Source organism: Streptomyces sp. NPDC001530, from assembly GCF_042894545.1.
Taxonomy (GTDB): Bacteria; Actinomycetota; Actinomycetes; order Streptomycetales; family Streptomycetaceae; genus Streptomyces.
This window is the reverse complement of sequence record NZ_JBIAVS010000011.1, coordinates 165,531-179,433: the sequence shown is the minus strand read 5'-3', so window position 1 is coordinate 179,433 and position 13,903 is coordinate 165,531. Positions and strand designations below refer to the sequence as shown.

Below are 13,903 nucleotides of genomic sequence, written 5' to 3'. Positions count from 1 at the left end.
CAAGCGGTTGGCTGCGGGGCACTGTGCCACTGAGAACGTCCAGGCCGGCCCGGGTGGGCCGGCCTGGACGTTCTGATCAGAACGGTCAGACGACGTCGAACCGGTCCAGGTTCATGACCTTGTCCCATGCGGCAACGAAGTCCTTCACGAACTTCGCCTTCGCGTCATCGCTCGCGTAGACCTCCGCGAGCGCGCGCAGCTCGGAGTTCGAGCCGAAGACGAGGTCGGCACGGCTGCCCGTCCACTTGACCTCGCCCGTGGCCGCGTCGCGACCCTCGAACGTGTTCTGGTCCTCGGACGTCGCCTTCCACGTCGTACCCAGGTCGAGCAGGTTGACGAAGTAGTCGTTGGTCAGGGACCCGGGAGCCTCGGTGAGGACGCCGAGCGACGACTGCTGGTAGTTCGCGCCGAGGACGCGGAGGCCACCGACGAGGACCGTCAGCTCGGGGGCGCTCAGGTTCAGCAGGTTCGCCTTGTCGATCAGCAGGTACTCGGCCGGCAGGCGGTTGCCCTTGCCGACGTAGTTGCGGAACCCGTCGGCCTTCGGCTCGAGCGCGGCGAACGACTCCACGTCCGTCTGCTCCTGCGACGCGTCCGCGCGGCCCGGCGTGAAGGGGACCTCGACGTCGAAACCGGCGTCCTTGGCGGCCTTCTCGACGCCCACGGCACCGGCGAGCACGATCAGGTCGGCCAGCGAGACCTGCTTGCCGCCGGTCTGGGCGGCGTTGAAGGACTCCTGGATGCCCTCAAGGGTCCGCAGCACCGTCGCCAGCTCGTCGGGCTCGTTGACCTCCCAGCCGATCTGCGGCTGGAGGCGGATGCGCGCACCGTTGGCGCCGCCGCGCTTGTCGCTGCCGCGGAAGGACGAGGCCGACGCCCACGCGGTGGACACCAGCTGGGACACCGTGAGGCCCGAGGCGAGGATCTGGCCCTTGAGGGAGGCGATGTCCTCGGCGCCGACAAGTTCGTGCGTCACCGCGGGCAGCGGGTCCTGCCACACCAGCGTCTCGGACGGGACCTCCGGGCCGAGGTAGCGCACGACCGGGCCCATGTCGCGGTGGGTCAGCTTGAACCACGCGCGGGCGAAGGCGTCCGCGAACTCGTCGGGGTTCTCGTAGAAGCGACGCGAGATCTGCTCGTAGGCCGGGTCGAACCGGAGCGAGAGGTCGGTCGTCAGCATCGTCGGAGCCTTGCTCTTCGACGGGTCGTGGGCGTCGGGGATGGTGCCCGCCCCGGCGCCGTCCTTCGCCACCCACTGGTGGGCGCCGGCCGGGCTCGTCGTCAGCTCCCACTCGTAACCGAACAGGTTCTGGAAGAAGCCGTTGCTCCACTGGGTCGGCGTGCTGGTCCACGTGACCTCGAGGCCACTGGTGATCGCGTCGCCGCCCTTGCCGGTGCCGTAGGTGCTCTTCCAGCCCAGGCCCTGCTCCTCGAGCGGGGCGGCCTCGGGGTCGGCACCGACGTGGTCCGCCGGGCCCGCGCCGTGGGTCTTGCCGAAGGTGTGGCCGCCCGCGATCAGGGCGACGGTCTCCTCGTCGTTCATCGCCATCCGGCGGAACGTCTCACGGATGTCACGGGCCGCTGCGATCGGGTCCGGGTTGCCGTTCGGGCCCTCCGGGTTGACGTAGATGAGGCCCATCTGGACCGCGCCGAGGGGGTCCTCCAGCTCGCGGTCGCCGGTGTAGCGCTGGTCGTCGAGCCAGGTGGTCTCGGGACCCCAGTAGACGTCCTCGTCGGGCTCCCAGACGTCCGGACGACCGCCGCCGAAGCCGAAGGTCTTGAAGCCCATCGTCTCCAGGGCGACGTTGCCGGCGAGGATCATGAGGTCGGCCCACGAGAGGTTCTGGCCGTACTTCTTCTTGACCGGCCACAGCAGGCGGCGGGCCTTGTCGAGGTTGCCGTTGTCCGGCCAGCTGTTGAGCGGCGCGAAGCGCTGCTGCCCGGCCCCGGCGCCGCCGCGGCCGTCGCTGATCCGGTAGGTGCCCGCGCTGTGCCACGCCATCCGGATCATGAGCGGGCCGTAGTGGCCGAAGTCGGCCGGCCACCAGTCCTGCGAGGTCGTCAGCACCTCGGCGATGTCCCGCTTCACGGCCGGGAGGTCGAGGGCCTTGAACGCCTCGGCGTAGTCGAACTCCTCGCCGAGGGGGTTGGCCACGGCGGGGTTCTTGGCAAGGATCTTCAGGTTGAGCCGGTCCGGCCACCACTGGCGGTTTCCGCCGCCCTGGGTCGGGTGCGCGGCGCGCCCGTGCGCGACCGGGCAGCCACCTCCGTCCTCCGTCTTCGCGTCTGTGACGATTGCGTCGTGGTTCTCAGACATGGGAATCCTTCCGAACTGGGCGGATCACGGTGCTCAGGAACTGCGGGCGGTGGAACAGTCGGGGCACAGGCCCCAGTAGATGACCTCGGCCTCGTCGATCGAGAAGCCGTGGTCGTCGGACGCGGTCAGGCAGGGGGCTTCGTCGACCGCGCAGTCGACGTCGGCGACGACACCGCACGACCGGCACACGACGTGGTGGTGGTTGTCCCCGATGCGCCCCTCGAACCGGGCCGGGCTGCCGGCCGGTTCAATGCGCCGTATGAGTCCCGCCGAGGTGAGTGCGTGGAGGGCCTCGTACACGGCTTGAAGAGAGATATGGCCTACGCGATCGCGCACCCCGGAGGCGATCGCCTCGACACCGAGGTGGTCGCCGTGCCGGACGGTCTCGAGCAGCGCGACGCGGGCGGCCGTCACCCGCAGGCCGGCACCGCGCAGCTCTTCGGCGGTGGTCGGAGTCCGGGGTGCAGTCATGGCGGCAAAGCTACACCCATAAACACGAACGATTCAAGAAAACGAAGGGTGCAAGTCTGGTGTCGCGCCGGGCAACGTTTACGCTCACCCTGGAAGATCACTCCGGAAGATCACCGCGGAGGACCTCACCCAACGCCGGCTACGCCACCAGGCCCGCGATGTGGGCGGTGACCGTGTCGAGGATGTCGGTCCAGGCCGCTTCGTCACCGAGCACGAGATAGTTGAGGGTCAGCCCGTCGGTCATGGCGCCCAGATAGCGGGCCAGGGCGGAAACGGGCACGCGGAGCTGGAAGCCCATGGTCCGGCGCAGCTGGTCGATGAGCTCGGCGTACGTGTCGCCGTACAGCTCGTACTGCCGTCGCGCCAGATGCTCGAACCCAGGCTGGCGCAGGGCGTACTGCGTCAGTTCGTAGGTGAGCATGTGCTCGTCGGGGTGGGCGCGCACGTGGTCCCAGTACGCCTGGAAGCCGGTCCGGACGGTCTCCTCGAGCGTCGCCCTGGGCCGTATGGCCTCCTTCACCATCGTCACGGAGTGGTCGGTGAGGGTCGTGATGACGGACTCGATCAGTGCCTGCTTGGAGTCGAAGCAGTAGTGGAAGACGCTCAGGGACACGCCCGCCTCGGCGGCGATGGACCGCGTCGTCGTCCTGGCGACGCCGTCCCGGGCCATCGCCCTGATCGCCGCTTCCGTCAGCTGCCGGCGCCGTTCGGCCGACGGCATCCGTGCCATCCACGTGCCCTTCGTGCTCGTTCCGGCCTGCCCGCCGGGCAGGCCGGGCGGGGCTGCCGTCAGCCGCTGTGGACGCCGACCTCGTACAGCGAGTATCCCCAGTCGGTGCCACGGTCGAGGCCGTGGACGCGGACGTAGCGGGCAGGTGTGCCGGTGAACCGTGCGGTGTCCAGGCCGCCGTCGCCGGAGGTGGTGGACCAGGCGGTCTGCCAGTTCACGCCGTCGGTGGAGAGCTCGACGCGGTACGCCTTCCCGTACGCGCGCTCCCAGTCGAGCGTGACGCGCCCGACCAGGTTCGTGGAGCCCAGGTCGATCCGCAGCCACTGGTCGTCGCTCCAGTCGCTGGCCCAGCGGGTGTCCCGCGTGCCGTCCACGGCCCGGCCGGGGGCGTAGCTCGTGAACGGGTTCCACTCCGCCGAACTGGCCGTGGCCGGGGCGCCCTTGGCGAGATTGACGCCGGCCTGGTGCTTCTCGGCCGCTCCCCAGGTGTCGAGGTAGGACTCGGCGCCCCGGAAGAGGTCGTCCACCACGTCCTGGCCGCCGACGAGCCGGATGTCCTCGATCCAGTCGGGGACGAGGCCGTAGTGCGCGGCTCCGTCGGTATTCAGGTCCCACGTGCGTTCGCCGGTGGTCTGCTTGTCGATGACGGAGCCGCCGTCGACGCTGCGGAAGGGGTACGTGACGGGGTGGGGTGCGTCCGCGCCACGGGGACCCGGCCAGCCGCCGACGCCGTTCATGTCGGTGCCGTAGCCGTAGCCCACGCCGTACTTGTCGCGCAGCGCGTCCGTGCGCTTCGCCTCCGCGCTGAACGCCTCGGAGCCGTGCATGTACTGGGCGACGAAGCCGCCGAGGCCGTAGACCCGCTCGGTCCAGTTCATGTCCATCCAGCTGTGCGAGGAGAGCACTCCGGGATACGACTCGGCCTCGAAGATGTCGAGCACCCGGCCGGTGGCCTTGACGCTCATGTGGTCGATCTCCAGCATCATCTTGCGTTTCATCATGCCGCGCACGGCGTACTCACCGAGATCGGTGAGCCCGCGGACGTTGCACTGCGCATCGGAAGCGTACGAGGGGACCGTCACGCCGGCCGGGAGTTTCGCCTCGGCCTCGGGCGCCGCGGCCGTGCCGATGGGGTTGTCGTGCTGGGGGCCCGTGCACTTCTCCGTCTTCCAGAAGGTGCCGGTCGACAGGAACTGCCCGACGTTGATGGCCGTTCCGAGGCCGCCCTCGTCGAAGCGGACCCCGCACAGCGCGTTGTCGAACTTGTGGCACAGGAACATGCTGCGCACGCCCAACGCGTACAGCTCGTCCAGCCCGGCGTCGATGTCGCCCTTGTCGCACTGCGCGATGTCCAGGACCTGCTTGCAGCCGAACGGTTCGGAGGTCTCGACTCCCAGGATGACCGCCAGCTTGCCCTGCTTGATGACCTCGCGGGCCTGCCCGCTGTCGGTGACGATCCGGAACCAGCCCTTGCCGGTGCCGCCGTACATCTTGTCGATGTAGGCCTGCAGGTCGTACGTCAACTTCGCCTGCAGCCGGATCGACGTCATCTCGTCGCAGCTGCGGTCCTTGAAGAAGTACACCGAGCAGATCACGCCGTTGGTGACGAGGTCGTTGACGAGCACCCGCTGCCCACCGCGCCAGGCCCGCTCCACCCAGGCGTAGTAGTTCTGCTGGTGGGTCAGCGAGTCGTGCGCGGGCCAGTCCTTGAACGTGGGCCAGCCCACCGGGTCGTGTCGGCCGTCACCGCCGTTGGTGATGAAGTCGAAGATCGCGAGCGAGCCGTCGGGGTAGTGCTCGGGGCAGTCCTTGAGCGCGTCGGCGATCCCGGCCTCGGAGAACGTCTTGCCGCAGATGAGCCGCCCGCCGAAGGCCTCGTTGGCGAACAGGTGGTCGTGGGCATCGACGAAGCCGCGCACCTCGCCCTGGGCGTTGGTGCCCGTGAACGGCTCGCCGGTGACGTTGATCTGGGAGTCCGGGGCAGGTCGTGCGGTCGGATTCCACCAGTCGGTTCCGGCCGCCGAACTCGGCGTGGGGCCGAGGGCCATGGCCAGGACGAGGAGGAGCAGCGACACAAGTGTGACGTCTTTGCGTCTGCGGTACGGGCGTCGAGCCATGGTGACTCCCCACGTTCCTCGGTCGGCGGGATGGCGCGGTCGACGAGCCGGACCGTCCAGGGCCCGAAGGCGCTGGATTGTCATGACCGGCGCAAGTTGTCCGACGAGGATCGCCACTGCCGCATTCCGAGTCAAGAGTCCCGGACGCTTGACCTGATGAGCCCGCGCCGCCTTCTCGTCCCGCTACCCCGGGGCGCCCCCTCGCCCCGATACCCCAGGCGTGCGTGCCGTCAGCGGGCCCCTGACGCCGATCGACCCGGCTTGACCGTCAGCCGGTCCACGACCGCGTCGATGGAGTGCTTCCCGCGCTTGTCCAGCGCGGGCGGCGTGGCCAGTGGCAGGCCGGTCCCGTCGACGCGGACCCGGCTGAACCCGTCGGCGGACAACTGACGGAAGACCTCGGCGGGTTCCCCCTTGCGGTCGCGGACGACCGGGGCCAGCACCTGGAAACGGGTGCCCTCGTCCTCACCCAGGAGCAGGTCGACGATGCGCTGCGGTGTCTGCCGGCTGACCGGCTCGCCGCACTCGGAGCAATGGGGCCGGCCGATCCGGGCGTACAGCAGGCGCAGATGGTCGTAGACCTCGGTGATGGTGCCGACCGTGGAACGCGGATTGCTGTTCGACGTCTTCTGGTCGATGGCGATCGCCGGGGACAGTCCCTCGATGGCGTCGACGTCGGGCTTGTCGAGCTGCCCGAGAAACTGTCGCGCATATGCCGACAAGGATTCGACGTAACGCCGCTGACCCTCGGCGAATATCGTGTCGAACGCAGGCTTGATTTTCCGGAACCGGACACGCCCGTGAACACGATCAGTGCGTCCCGAGGAAACTCGAGGGACACGTCACGGAGATTGTGCCGGCGGGCGCCCTTGATGACGATCCGATTTCTCACGCGGCCCACCGTAACACCGCAGCACCACGGGAAACGGGGCCTGTTCGACGCCGGAGCAGTGTGGTGAATATCGCGCTTGACAGGGGATTTGACCCTGTGAGCACAGAAACGCACGCCACCCCGAATAAAAGGGGGGAAGTATCGGCGTACGGAACTTGATTTCTCGCTGGATGTGCGGGCAATGAGGCCTGAATAAATGGCGCCGAACCACCGAGACGACGCCATGGACACACCGGTTGCCAAGGTTCGCGGCATCCCACCTGCCGAATGTTCGCTCTTGCCACACGCTGTCTCTGCGCACCAATGCTCTGCCCATGCGGTTTATCGACGCAAGGTATTGCTGTGGCCACCGGCATCGCAGCCGATCCCGCGCAGCGATGTCGGAGATCCGTCGGATCCCGGAGCGGCATGTCGGTTTTCCGGCACTTCGCGGGGCCGGCTGGATCCGCCGGGTGGGCGCGTCCGAGGGTGAGCGCCGGAGTCACCAATCGCGGTGCGCCGCGCCGCAAGGGAGATTGACGAACCGATGAACACAACCCTGTCGGCCACGCGGTCACCGCGGCCTCGCGGTCGGGGCACCGACGCGCGGCCTCCGGCCCCTGCTTTCCTCAACAACTGATTCCTACTGAACAATGGACGCTATGAGCATCGTCAAGATCAATGTACTCACGGTCCCCGACGACCAGCGCGAAACGCTGGAGAAGCGGTTCGCCGCTCGCGCCGGCACGGTGGAGAGCTCGGACGGTTTCGAGTGGTTCGAGCTTCTTCGCCCGACGGAGGGCACCGACACCTACCTCGTCTACACGCGCTGGCGTACCGAAGAGGACTTCCAGAACTGGATGTCCGGACGTGGACAGGCTGCGCATAGCGGTGGCGGGTCCGCGGACGCCGACCGGCCCAAGCCTGCGGCAACGGACTCGACGCTGTGGTCCTTCGAGGTGGTCCAGCAGGCCGGACCCCCGCAGAGCTGACGCCGCTGGTGGCGCGCCCCGCCGCTGACCGGCAGAGCGCGCCACCAACCGAGCCGGCCCGGCAGAGCTGGTCAGGTTCGCGGAGGCGGGGCCGCGCACGTAGGTTCACGCCTGGCCGTGCCGGCGGCCGGACGCGAACGAAGGAGCAGCCACCAGATGACCAACGACGGCGTCGCCGAAACCGGTCTCACGCAGGACGAAGACACTGCGCTTCCCCGCCGGTCTGTGCCTGGTTCGAGTTGGCGGGGCGCGGTGACGCTCGTCGTGGCGTGCACGCTGTTCGGAGCGGGCGCCTGGGTGGATTCCCGTTTCCGTATGGACGGGGTGGTCGCGACATTGCCCAGCATGATCGTGGCCCTCGTCGTCTACGTCATCGTGATTCTCTGGCTGCGGGCCGGGCAGCAGGGCTGGTCTCTCGCTGTCGCGCTCAGCTGCGGCTTCGGCGGCGCCCTGGCGGGCAATCTCATCGGCGACGGCGCCTTCGCGGGCGGCCGACTTCAGCGGGACGCGCTCACCGCGTCCACCTGGAATCAGGCGTCGGCTGTCATGACGGCCGCGAGCGTCGCACTGATGGCCGTCAGCATCGTGTGCGCGACCGTGAAGGGGCACCAGGACCCAGTTGTCGGCAATGACGCGTCGAGGGGCACCTCGGCGTAGAGCGCGCAGCCCCGCAGGGGGCATCGCCTTGCGCGCCCGCACCCACCCACGAGATGCGACGGCTCCGCGATCGCCGGCCAAACGGCTTGTGTCCACCGCCGCGATGATCTACCGGACAGCTCCTAAACGCTCAGCAGCCCGGAGTGGCGCAGGATCAGCTCGACCGTGTCGGGCAGTGAGCTGTGCGCCGGGACCACGTGTTCGCGGACGGGGGCACCGAGCAGGTCTCGCTCCGCGTACCAGGACCGCAGTTCGTCGTGGCTGACCTCGTCGGCGATCGGCTTGGTCGCGTGGCGGCGGAGGGTCTCCTCCTCGACCTCGAGGGGCACATCGAGGTATTGAAGTGCTCTCCCGGCTGAAGCCGGGAGATTCCCTCCTACCTTGCGGCGGCGGGCTTGACGCGACGAGCACGCCTGACGACTGCCCTCCCGGCAGCCGGGACCGCCACCACGTGGCCGATCCGGTACAGGTGCAAGACGTTCCGGGCCGCGTTCCAGTCAGCGTTCGCCTCGAAGCCGCAGTCGGTGTTCTTGCAGACGAACGTGGCCTGGTCCTCCCTGCTGCCCGGCGTGGTGAAGCCACAGGCCGAGCAACGCAGGGAGGTCCCGGGCGCAGGGACCTTGACGAGAGTCCCGCCGCGCTGGGCAAGCTTGTACGTCAGCATCGTGACCGTGCGGCCCCACGCCTCCTGGCTGATGGAGCGGTTCAGCCCGGCCTTCTGCGCGACGTTCTTGCCCGGCTCTGCGACGGTGCCCCGGGCGGACTTGACCATGTTCGTGATGGTGAGCTGTTCGGCCACGACCGTGCCGTACTGGTCGGCGATCTCGGTCGTGGTCTTGTGCTGCCAGTCAACGGCTCGGCGCGTGGCTGTTGCACGGAGCTGCCTGATCTGGTCGTGGGTGCGCCGCAGGCGGTTCGAGCTGCGCTCGCCCGGCTTGCGGAAACTCTTGCGGTGTGCGGCCCGCTGCTCCAGGCGCAGGAGTGTGGCCTTCTCCTGGTGGTTCAGCCACTTGTCGCGGTCGGCGGTGCCGTCCCGGAGGCGGGCGGGACGCCCGTGGTCGAAGTGGTTGCCGTCGGAGAGGGCCAGGGGCAGGTTCACCCCGGCGTCGATGCCGACCTCGGTCCCCTGGTGGGGCTCGGGCGTGGGTTCGAGGGTCTGGACGCGGAAGGCGATGTGCCAGCCCAGCGCGTCCTTCACCAGCCGTGCACCGGTGATCCGGTTCTCCTTGTCGGCCCGCTTACCGACCGGCAGGTCTTTCGTCCAGCGGAAGCGGACCCGGCCCACCTTGGGAATGGTGACCATGCCCCAACGGCGGTGCACGCGGACGATGTTCAGGTCCCGGCCCTGCGGGATGTCCACGCTCATCACACAGCGGATGCGGGACTTGAAGCCGGGTGCGCCGGCGCGGGAGTCCCAGCAGTTCCTCCACGCCTGGAAGTACGTCTTCAGGACCGCCTGGGCGGCCTGCGCGGGAAGGACAGCGAGCCAGTCGACGTCCCTGCGCGCCTGCCGGATCGCCGCGTCGGCGGCGACCAGGGAACGCTTGTCCTTCGGCAGCATCGTCCACCAGTCGTGCAGCAGGTTCCACAGGGTGCGGGCCGCGTGCGCCTGGGCGTCGATGACCCGGACCTGTGCAGGGGTCAGTGCAAGCCGGGCGCGATGCCCGAACTGCCGCCTCTCCCCTGCACGTTCCGTGGCCACGCGATCACCGTACCGCTTGGTCCATGTCGCCACGATGGAATCCGAATCCCGACGTACGACTTGGTCGTCACGTCGTCGATAACCTGCATGTCCACTTGGTCTTTGTCACCAAGTACCGGCGCGGCGTCTTCACTGACGCCATGCTCACCAGGCGCGAAGAGATCATGCGGGACGTGTGCGCAGACTTCGAGGCAGAGCTGAAGGAGTTCAACGGCGAACAGGACCACGTACATCTGCTCGTGCAGTACCCGCCCAAGGTCCAGCTCTCCAAGCTGGTCAACAGCCTCAAGGGTGTCTCGGCTCGCAGGCTCCGCCAGGAGTACGACAGTAACGTCCGCCGGTGCCTGTGGGGCGGCCACTTCTGGTCGGGCTCGTACTTCGCCGGAAGCTGCGGCGGGACACCGCTGAGCGTCGTGCGTCAGTACATCGAGCAGCAGCAGCGCCCCGTGGGCTGAGGCCAATAGTGCGGACTCATGCTCAAACGCGGGGGGGGGGGCAGTCTTGAGATGCGCTTCACCTACCCCGTGAACGACTCCGTTGGGAAAGGGACAGGCCGGACAAGACAGTTCTCTGATCAACGGGAAGTGGATCACTCGACCTGCGGGTTCGCGCATCGAGGCCGTCCTTGTGACGCCTGGTTTGTCTTTTCGCCAACAGAGTCGTGAACGGGGGAGCACTGCGCAAGATCAAAGGTAGAAGTGAGCCCGAGGAGCGAAGTCCCGGTGCAGGCGGGCGAGCATGGCGCCGTAGTGCTTGGCATGGAGGATGCCCTCCAGGACGGTGTGGAAACCGTGCCCGAGGGCGTAGCGGGTGCTCTGCTCGATCAGGCCGATGTTGGCGGCGCCCGGCCGATCGCGCTCGCGCAGCAGGATGCGGCGCACGTGGTCTTGTTCGACCCAGGCGAGGCCTCGGCCGTAGGTGTCTCGGAGGGCGCGGGCGACGGAGCTCTTTCCGGATGCCGAATTGCCCCGGATGACGATGAGGCGGGTGCAGTCCGGGTCGACGCGGCCGTCGGGCCGGGGTTCCGTCGGGGTCCGGGTTGCCGCCGTCGTGCCGTTGCTCTCAGTCGCCATGGCCGGGCAGCCTAACGCCGCGGGATCAGTGACCGGCGACCGTCCCAGCGGGCGATCTTGGTGTGGGGGCCGCGAAACTTGGCGTAGGGTGGGTACTACGACGCGGGGTGGAGCAGCTCGGTAGCTCGCTGGGCTCATAACCCAGAGGTCGCAGGTTCAAATCCTGTCCCCGCTACTGAAACCTGAGGGGCCGGCAAGTTCGCCGGCCCCTCAGGCATGTGTTGTGCGCGCCGGCACCGTGAGGCAGTCGGTCTCGTGGATCGTCGCGAACGGGTAGTCATTCCAGTTCCCGTACAAGGTGACGCACATAGCCTCCCCGGGCTTCAGCCAGTAGCCCTGGCCAAACGGCTCCAGCCACAGCTGCAATCGCGCCTCGCCGCTGTTCTTCACCAGTAGCGGCACCGCCTCGTTCGCGGCTCGGTCGGACCAGCCTGGAGGGGCGTTCTCGATCAGGATCTGTCTCACGGACGGATTCGGCACACAGTTGATGTGCGACAACTACTACAGGCCCTGAACCGGGCGAAAAGCTGAGCCTCCCCACCGCCGCCACCCTCCCGCGGCGTCGGCCTGCCGAGCGGGCGGAACTGGTGGCCGTACCGCACGAGCCGGCGTCTCGATATGCGGGACTCCCCCGGGAGCCGGCGCACCGACCGGGCAGGCTCATGGCCGGGGCTGCTCAGGGGCGGGGCTGCTCAGGGTCGCGGACATGAGCAGGCCCGGCCGGATCAACGCTCTTCGCGAGCCGCCCCCGGCTCGGCGTCGGCAGGCCCATCACGATCGGCACGTCAACAGCCGTGAACCTGCGGACCCTTGGGTTCTCAGCCGCCCTTGCCCCGTGCCCGAGAAACCTGCCACACCACGCGAACGACGTTACGCGCGGGAAACCTTGACGACCGCTGTGCCGGATGCCACGATTCCGGCGCCGCCATGTTTACGTAAACATCGTCACGGAGCGAGCCCTGGCCGTCAGATCCGGGCAGCGCTTTGCCCTACGGCATGTTTACGTAAACATGCCGTAGAGGTTCGTGGAGCGGGGAGGAGCGGAACGATGGTCTCAGTGCCGCAGGCGACGGTTCACGGTGCCTGGAGGCCGTCGGCCTTGGGACGGCGATCGTGGATCGGTCGGCGATTCGACGACGGAAACTCCCCGGCCGTCCCAGCGGGTGGCACCGACAAGGACCTTGTCTTACGCCTTCCTTGAGTACACCAACGCCCCGCGCCGCAGTGCCCTACACATCGAAGGCGGCGCCTTCTCCCGCCCCGCCCACCGGTACACCGCCGGTCATCACCGGGCCCACCGACGGCGAGCCGACACCACCCGTCCGGCCCGGCACACCTCCCGACGGCCTCTCAGCCACGCAGGCTCCGCCATGTGGTGAGACGCCATCTCCTGAAAGGGCAAGTTGTTGCGCAATATCCCCGCCAGCACCCGCTTCACCCCCCGGCTGCGCGCCGCCTTCGTGGCGGTCCTGATCGCTGCGAGCAGCGGCACAACCATGGTCAACAGCCCCGCCTACGCCGCGCCGAGCGGTGACACGACCCAGTTCAAGGGCGTGAACTGGGCCGACCCCCGCGACAACTTCGCCGACGACCCAGTCGTACTGTCCGGGCTCTCGACCTCCGACAGCTACGCCCAGACCTACGCCAAGGCGAGCCGGGTGATCTCGGCATTCCGCGCGAACCTCGGCGCCAACACCGTACGGCTGCCCATCAACCCATACACCGTCAACGGCAGTTACTGGAAGTCCTACCGCGGGGTGATCGACGCGGCGTCGGCCAAGGGCTTCAAGGTCATCGTCTCCTACTGGGAGGGGACGGGTGAGCGCAAGGACGGCTTCATCGACGACCCGGCCACCTACTGGCCCATGTGGGACACCGTCGTCAAGGCGTACAAGAACGACTCGCACGTCTACTTCGAGCCGATGAACGAGCCCCACGGCTACACCGAAACCGAGTGGGCCGACATAGCCGCGAAGTGGCTGTCGACCTACCCGTCGGTCCCGCGCAACCGGGTGTTCGTCAGCGGCGCCGGCTACAACGACCACGTCACCTCCGTGTGCGCCGACCCGCGCCTGGAGGGCACCTACCTGTCGCTGCACCACTACGGGTTCTGGAAGGACTACGCCACCTACGACCAGTGGGTGGCCGACCTCAAGGAGCGCATCGGTGACTGCGCCAACCGGACCGTCGCCGACGAGTTCGGCGCTCCGATGACCACCGGCCTCAATTACAACAAGCCGGCTCCCTCCAACAACTACATCAACTATGTGCAGGCCGTCACTGACACCTTCCGCCGGCTCAAGATGGGGTCCGTCTACTGGCCCGGCCTGCGCACCGACGACACCTACTCGCTGCAGACCCTGACCGGCGACCCCGCCCGGCCCTGGCTGGCCACCACCAACCAGTCCGGTGCCGACCGGCTCGCCTGGGGCTGGGGACGCGGCAAGCCCGTCCAGCCCTGACCCGCTCAGAGGCGCTCCGCCCCGGTACTCGGGGCGGAGCCGCTGAGGCCGTTGCCGCAGGCCGCCTGGCGTTGGCACAGCAGCGTGCGCGGTTCGACGCCGCCGGGCGGCGGTCATCGTCAGTCCCAGAGTTCGTACGTCACTTCGCGCTGCTGTATCCGCGGTGGCCTGTTGTCGGTGTAGACGAGCCGCAGTCGGGTGAAACGCTGTTGCCCCGGATGGTCCCGCCAGGGCTCCGGACGGTCCAGCCTCACGTCGACGGGGAAGGTGTGGAAGGTGCCGGCGGCGCAGTTGGGGTCGCAGTCGTTCACCACGTCGCGTCCACGGGCCACGGCGGACGTCGGTCCCCAGCTGGACCATCGCAGCGCGGTGAGGCGGTTGTTGCCGTCCGCGCAAGCCAACAGGAAGTCGCCGGGCCGTATCTGCCCATGCGAGAAACAGTCCACAGCCACCACCTGAGCGGGCGAGGGCGACGCCGTGGTAGCGGATCCCGGTGCGCCTGCTGCCGCGA

The 13,903-nt window shown here is 68.3% G+C and carries 13 protein-coding genes, 1 tRNA gene and 1 pseudogene; 5 read left to right on the top strand and 10 right to left on the bottom strand.

Annotated elements, in window-relative coordinates:
* Nucleotides 1-85: 85 nt before the first annotated feature.
* The 5 genes and pseudogenes from katG to ACFY0T_RS23730 all read right to left on the bottom strand — a co-directional run.
* The gene (gene katG, locus ACFY0T_RS23750) at nt 86-2,317 is read right to left on the bottom strand and encodes a catalase/peroxidase HPI (protein ID WP_388873933.1); all 2,232 of its coding nucleotides are present in this window, start codon (nt 2,315-2,317) and stop codon (nt 86-88) included.
* A 33-nt stretch (nt 2,318-2,350) separates the two neighbouring features.
* On the bottom strand, nt 2,351-2,788 hold the full coding sequence (locus ACFY0T_RS23745; RefSeq protein ID WP_388873930.1) for a Fur family transcriptional regulator: 438 nt from the start codon (nt 2,786-2,788) through the stop codon (nt 2,351-2,353).
* 139 nt (nt 2,789-2,927) lie between these two features.
* A complete protein-coding gene (locus ACFY0T_RS23740; RefSeq protein WP_388873927.1) occupies nt 2,928-3,518 on the bottom strand; it encodes a TetR/AcrR family transcriptional regulator in 591 nt (196 codons plus the stop codon).
* A gap of 59 nt (nt 3,519-3,577) precedes the next feature.
* Entirely contained in the window at nt 3,578-5,635 is a 2,058-nt protein-coding gene (locus tag ACFY0T_RS23735) for a discoidin domain-containing protein (protein ID WP_388873925.1), read from the bottom strand.
* A 260-nt stretch (nt 5,636-5,895) separates the two neighbouring features.
* Nucleotides 5,896-6,527, bottom strand: a pseudogene (locus tag ACFY0T_RS23730) (excinuclease ABC subunit A); the annotation flags it as partial.
* Between the two features lie 641 nt (nt 6,528-7,168).
* Between ACFY0T_RS23730 and ACFY0T_RS23725 the strand changes: the two are divergent.
* Both ACFY0T_RS23725 and ACFY0T_RS23720 read left to right on the top strand, forming a co-directional pair.
* Nucleotides 7,169-7,498: an antibiotic biosynthesis monooxygenase family protein gene (locus tag ACFY0T_RS23725; RefSeq protein WP_388873923.1), complete on the top strand. Its 330-nt coding sequence runs from the start codon at nt 7,169-7,171 to the stop codon at nt 7,496-7,498.
* Nucleotides 7,499-7,654: 156 nt separating this feature from the next.
* Complete coding sequence (locus tag ACFY0T_RS23720) at nt 7,655-8,155, top strand: hypothetical protein (RefSeq protein WP_388873920.1); 501 nt, start codon at nt 7,655-7,657, stop codon at nt 8,153-8,155.
* Between the two features lie 122 nt (nt 8,156-8,277).
* Here the strand turns inward: ACFY0T_RS23720 and ACFY0T_RS23715 are convergent, their stop codons facing one another.
* Complete coding sequence (locus ACFY0T_RS23715) at nt 8,278-8,484, bottom strand: hypothetical protein (RefSeq protein ID WP_388873917.1); 207 nt, start codon at nt 8,482-8,484, stop codon at nt 8,278-8,280.
* Nucleotides 8,485-8,531: 47 nt separating this feature from the next.
* Nucleotides 8,532-9,857 carry an RNA-guided endonuclease InsQ/TnpB family protein gene (locus ACFY0T_RS23710; RefSeq protein ID WP_388873914.1) on the bottom strand — a complete coding sequence of 442 codons (1,326 nt, stop codon included), beginning with the start codon at nt 9,855-9,857 and terminating at the stop codon, nt 8,532-8,534.
* Nucleotides 9,858-9,880: 23 nt separating this feature from the next.
* Between ACFY0T_RS23710 and tnpA the strand changes: the two genes are divergently transcribed.
* Nucleotides 9,881-10,312 (top strand): IS200/IS605 family transposase, encoded by a 432-nt coding sequence (gene tnpA / locus ACFY0T_RS23705; protein ID WP_388873911.1) that lies wholly within the window; start codon nt 9,881-9,883, stop codon nt 10,310-10,312.
* 231 nt (nt 10,313-10,543) lie between these two features.
* Here the strand turns inward: tnpA and ACFY0T_RS23700 are convergent, their stop codons facing one another.
* Entirely contained in the window at nt 10,544-10,930 is a 387-nt protein-coding gene (locus ACFY0T_RS23700; RefSeq protein WP_388873908.1) for a hypothetical protein, read from the bottom strand.
* Nucleotides 10,931-11,031: 101 nt separating this feature from the next.
* On the opposite strand from ACFY0T_RS23700, the gene ACFY0T_RS23695 reads away from it, so the two are divergent.
* Nucleotides 11,032-11,105 (top strand) — tRNA-Met (locus ACFY0T_RS23695).
* 35 nt (nt 11,106-11,140) lie between these two features.
* Here the strand turns inward: ACFY0T_RS23695 and ACFY0T_RS23690 are convergent.
* The gene (locus ACFY0T_RS23690; RefSeq protein ID WP_388873905.1) at nt 11,141-11,395 is read right to left on the bottom strand and encodes a hypothetical protein; all 255 of its coding nucleotides are present in this window, start codon (nt 11,393-11,395) and stop codon (nt 11,141-11,143) included.
* A 941-nt stretch (nt 11,396-12,336) separates the two neighbouring features.
* Here ACFY0T_RS23690 and ACFY0T_RS23685 point away from each other — a divergent pair.
* Entirely contained in the window at nt 12,337-13,392 is a 1,056-nt protein-coding gene (locus ACFY0T_RS23685; protein WP_388873902.1) for a glycoside hydrolase family 5 protein, read from the top strand.
* Between the two features lie 119 nt (nt 13,393-13,511).
* Here the strand turns inward: ACFY0T_RS23685 and ACFY0T_RS23680 are convergent, their stop codons facing one another.
* Entirely contained in the window at nt 13,512-13,838 is a 327-nt protein-coding gene (locus ACFY0T_RS23680; protein ID WP_388873899.1) for a hypothetical protein, read from the bottom strand.
* Nucleotides 13,839-13,903: the final 65 nt, after the last annotated feature.

Excerpts from the sequence above, each read along its gene's own strand:
- katG (WP_388873933.1), bottom strand. The coding sequence starts at position 2,317 with ATGTCTGAGAACCACGACGCAATCGTCACAGACGCGAAGACGGAGGAC.
- ACFY0T_RS23745 (WP_388873930.1), bottom strand. The coding sequence starts at position 2,788 with ATGACTGCACCCCGGACTCCGACCACCGCCGAAGAGCTGCGCGGTGCC.
- ACFY0T_RS23725 (WP_388873923.1), top strand. The coding sequence starts at position 7,169 with ATGAGCATCGTCAAGATCAATGTACTCACGGTCCCCGACGACCAGCGC.
- tnpA (WP_388873911.1), top strand. The coding sequence starts at position 9,881 with ATGTCGCCACGATGGAATCCGAATCCCGACGTACGACTTGGTCGTCAC.
- ACFY0T_RS23735 (WP_388873925.1), bottom strand. The coding sequence starts at position 5,635 with ATGGCTCGACGCCCGTACCGCAGACGCAAAGACGTCACACTTGTGTCG.
- ACFY0T_RS23700 (WP_388873908.1), bottom strand. The coding sequence starts at position 10,930 with ATGGCGACTGAGAGCAACGGCACGACGGCGGCAACCCGGACCCCGACG.
- ACFY0T_RS23740 (WP_388873927.1), bottom strand. The coding sequence starts at position 3,518 with ATGGCACGGATGCCGTCGGCCGAACGGCGCCGGCAGCTGACGGAAGCG.
- ACFY0T_RS23720 (WP_388873920.1), top strand. The coding sequence starts at position 7,655 with ATGACCAACGACGGCGTCGCCGAAACCGGTCTCACGCAGGACGAAGAC.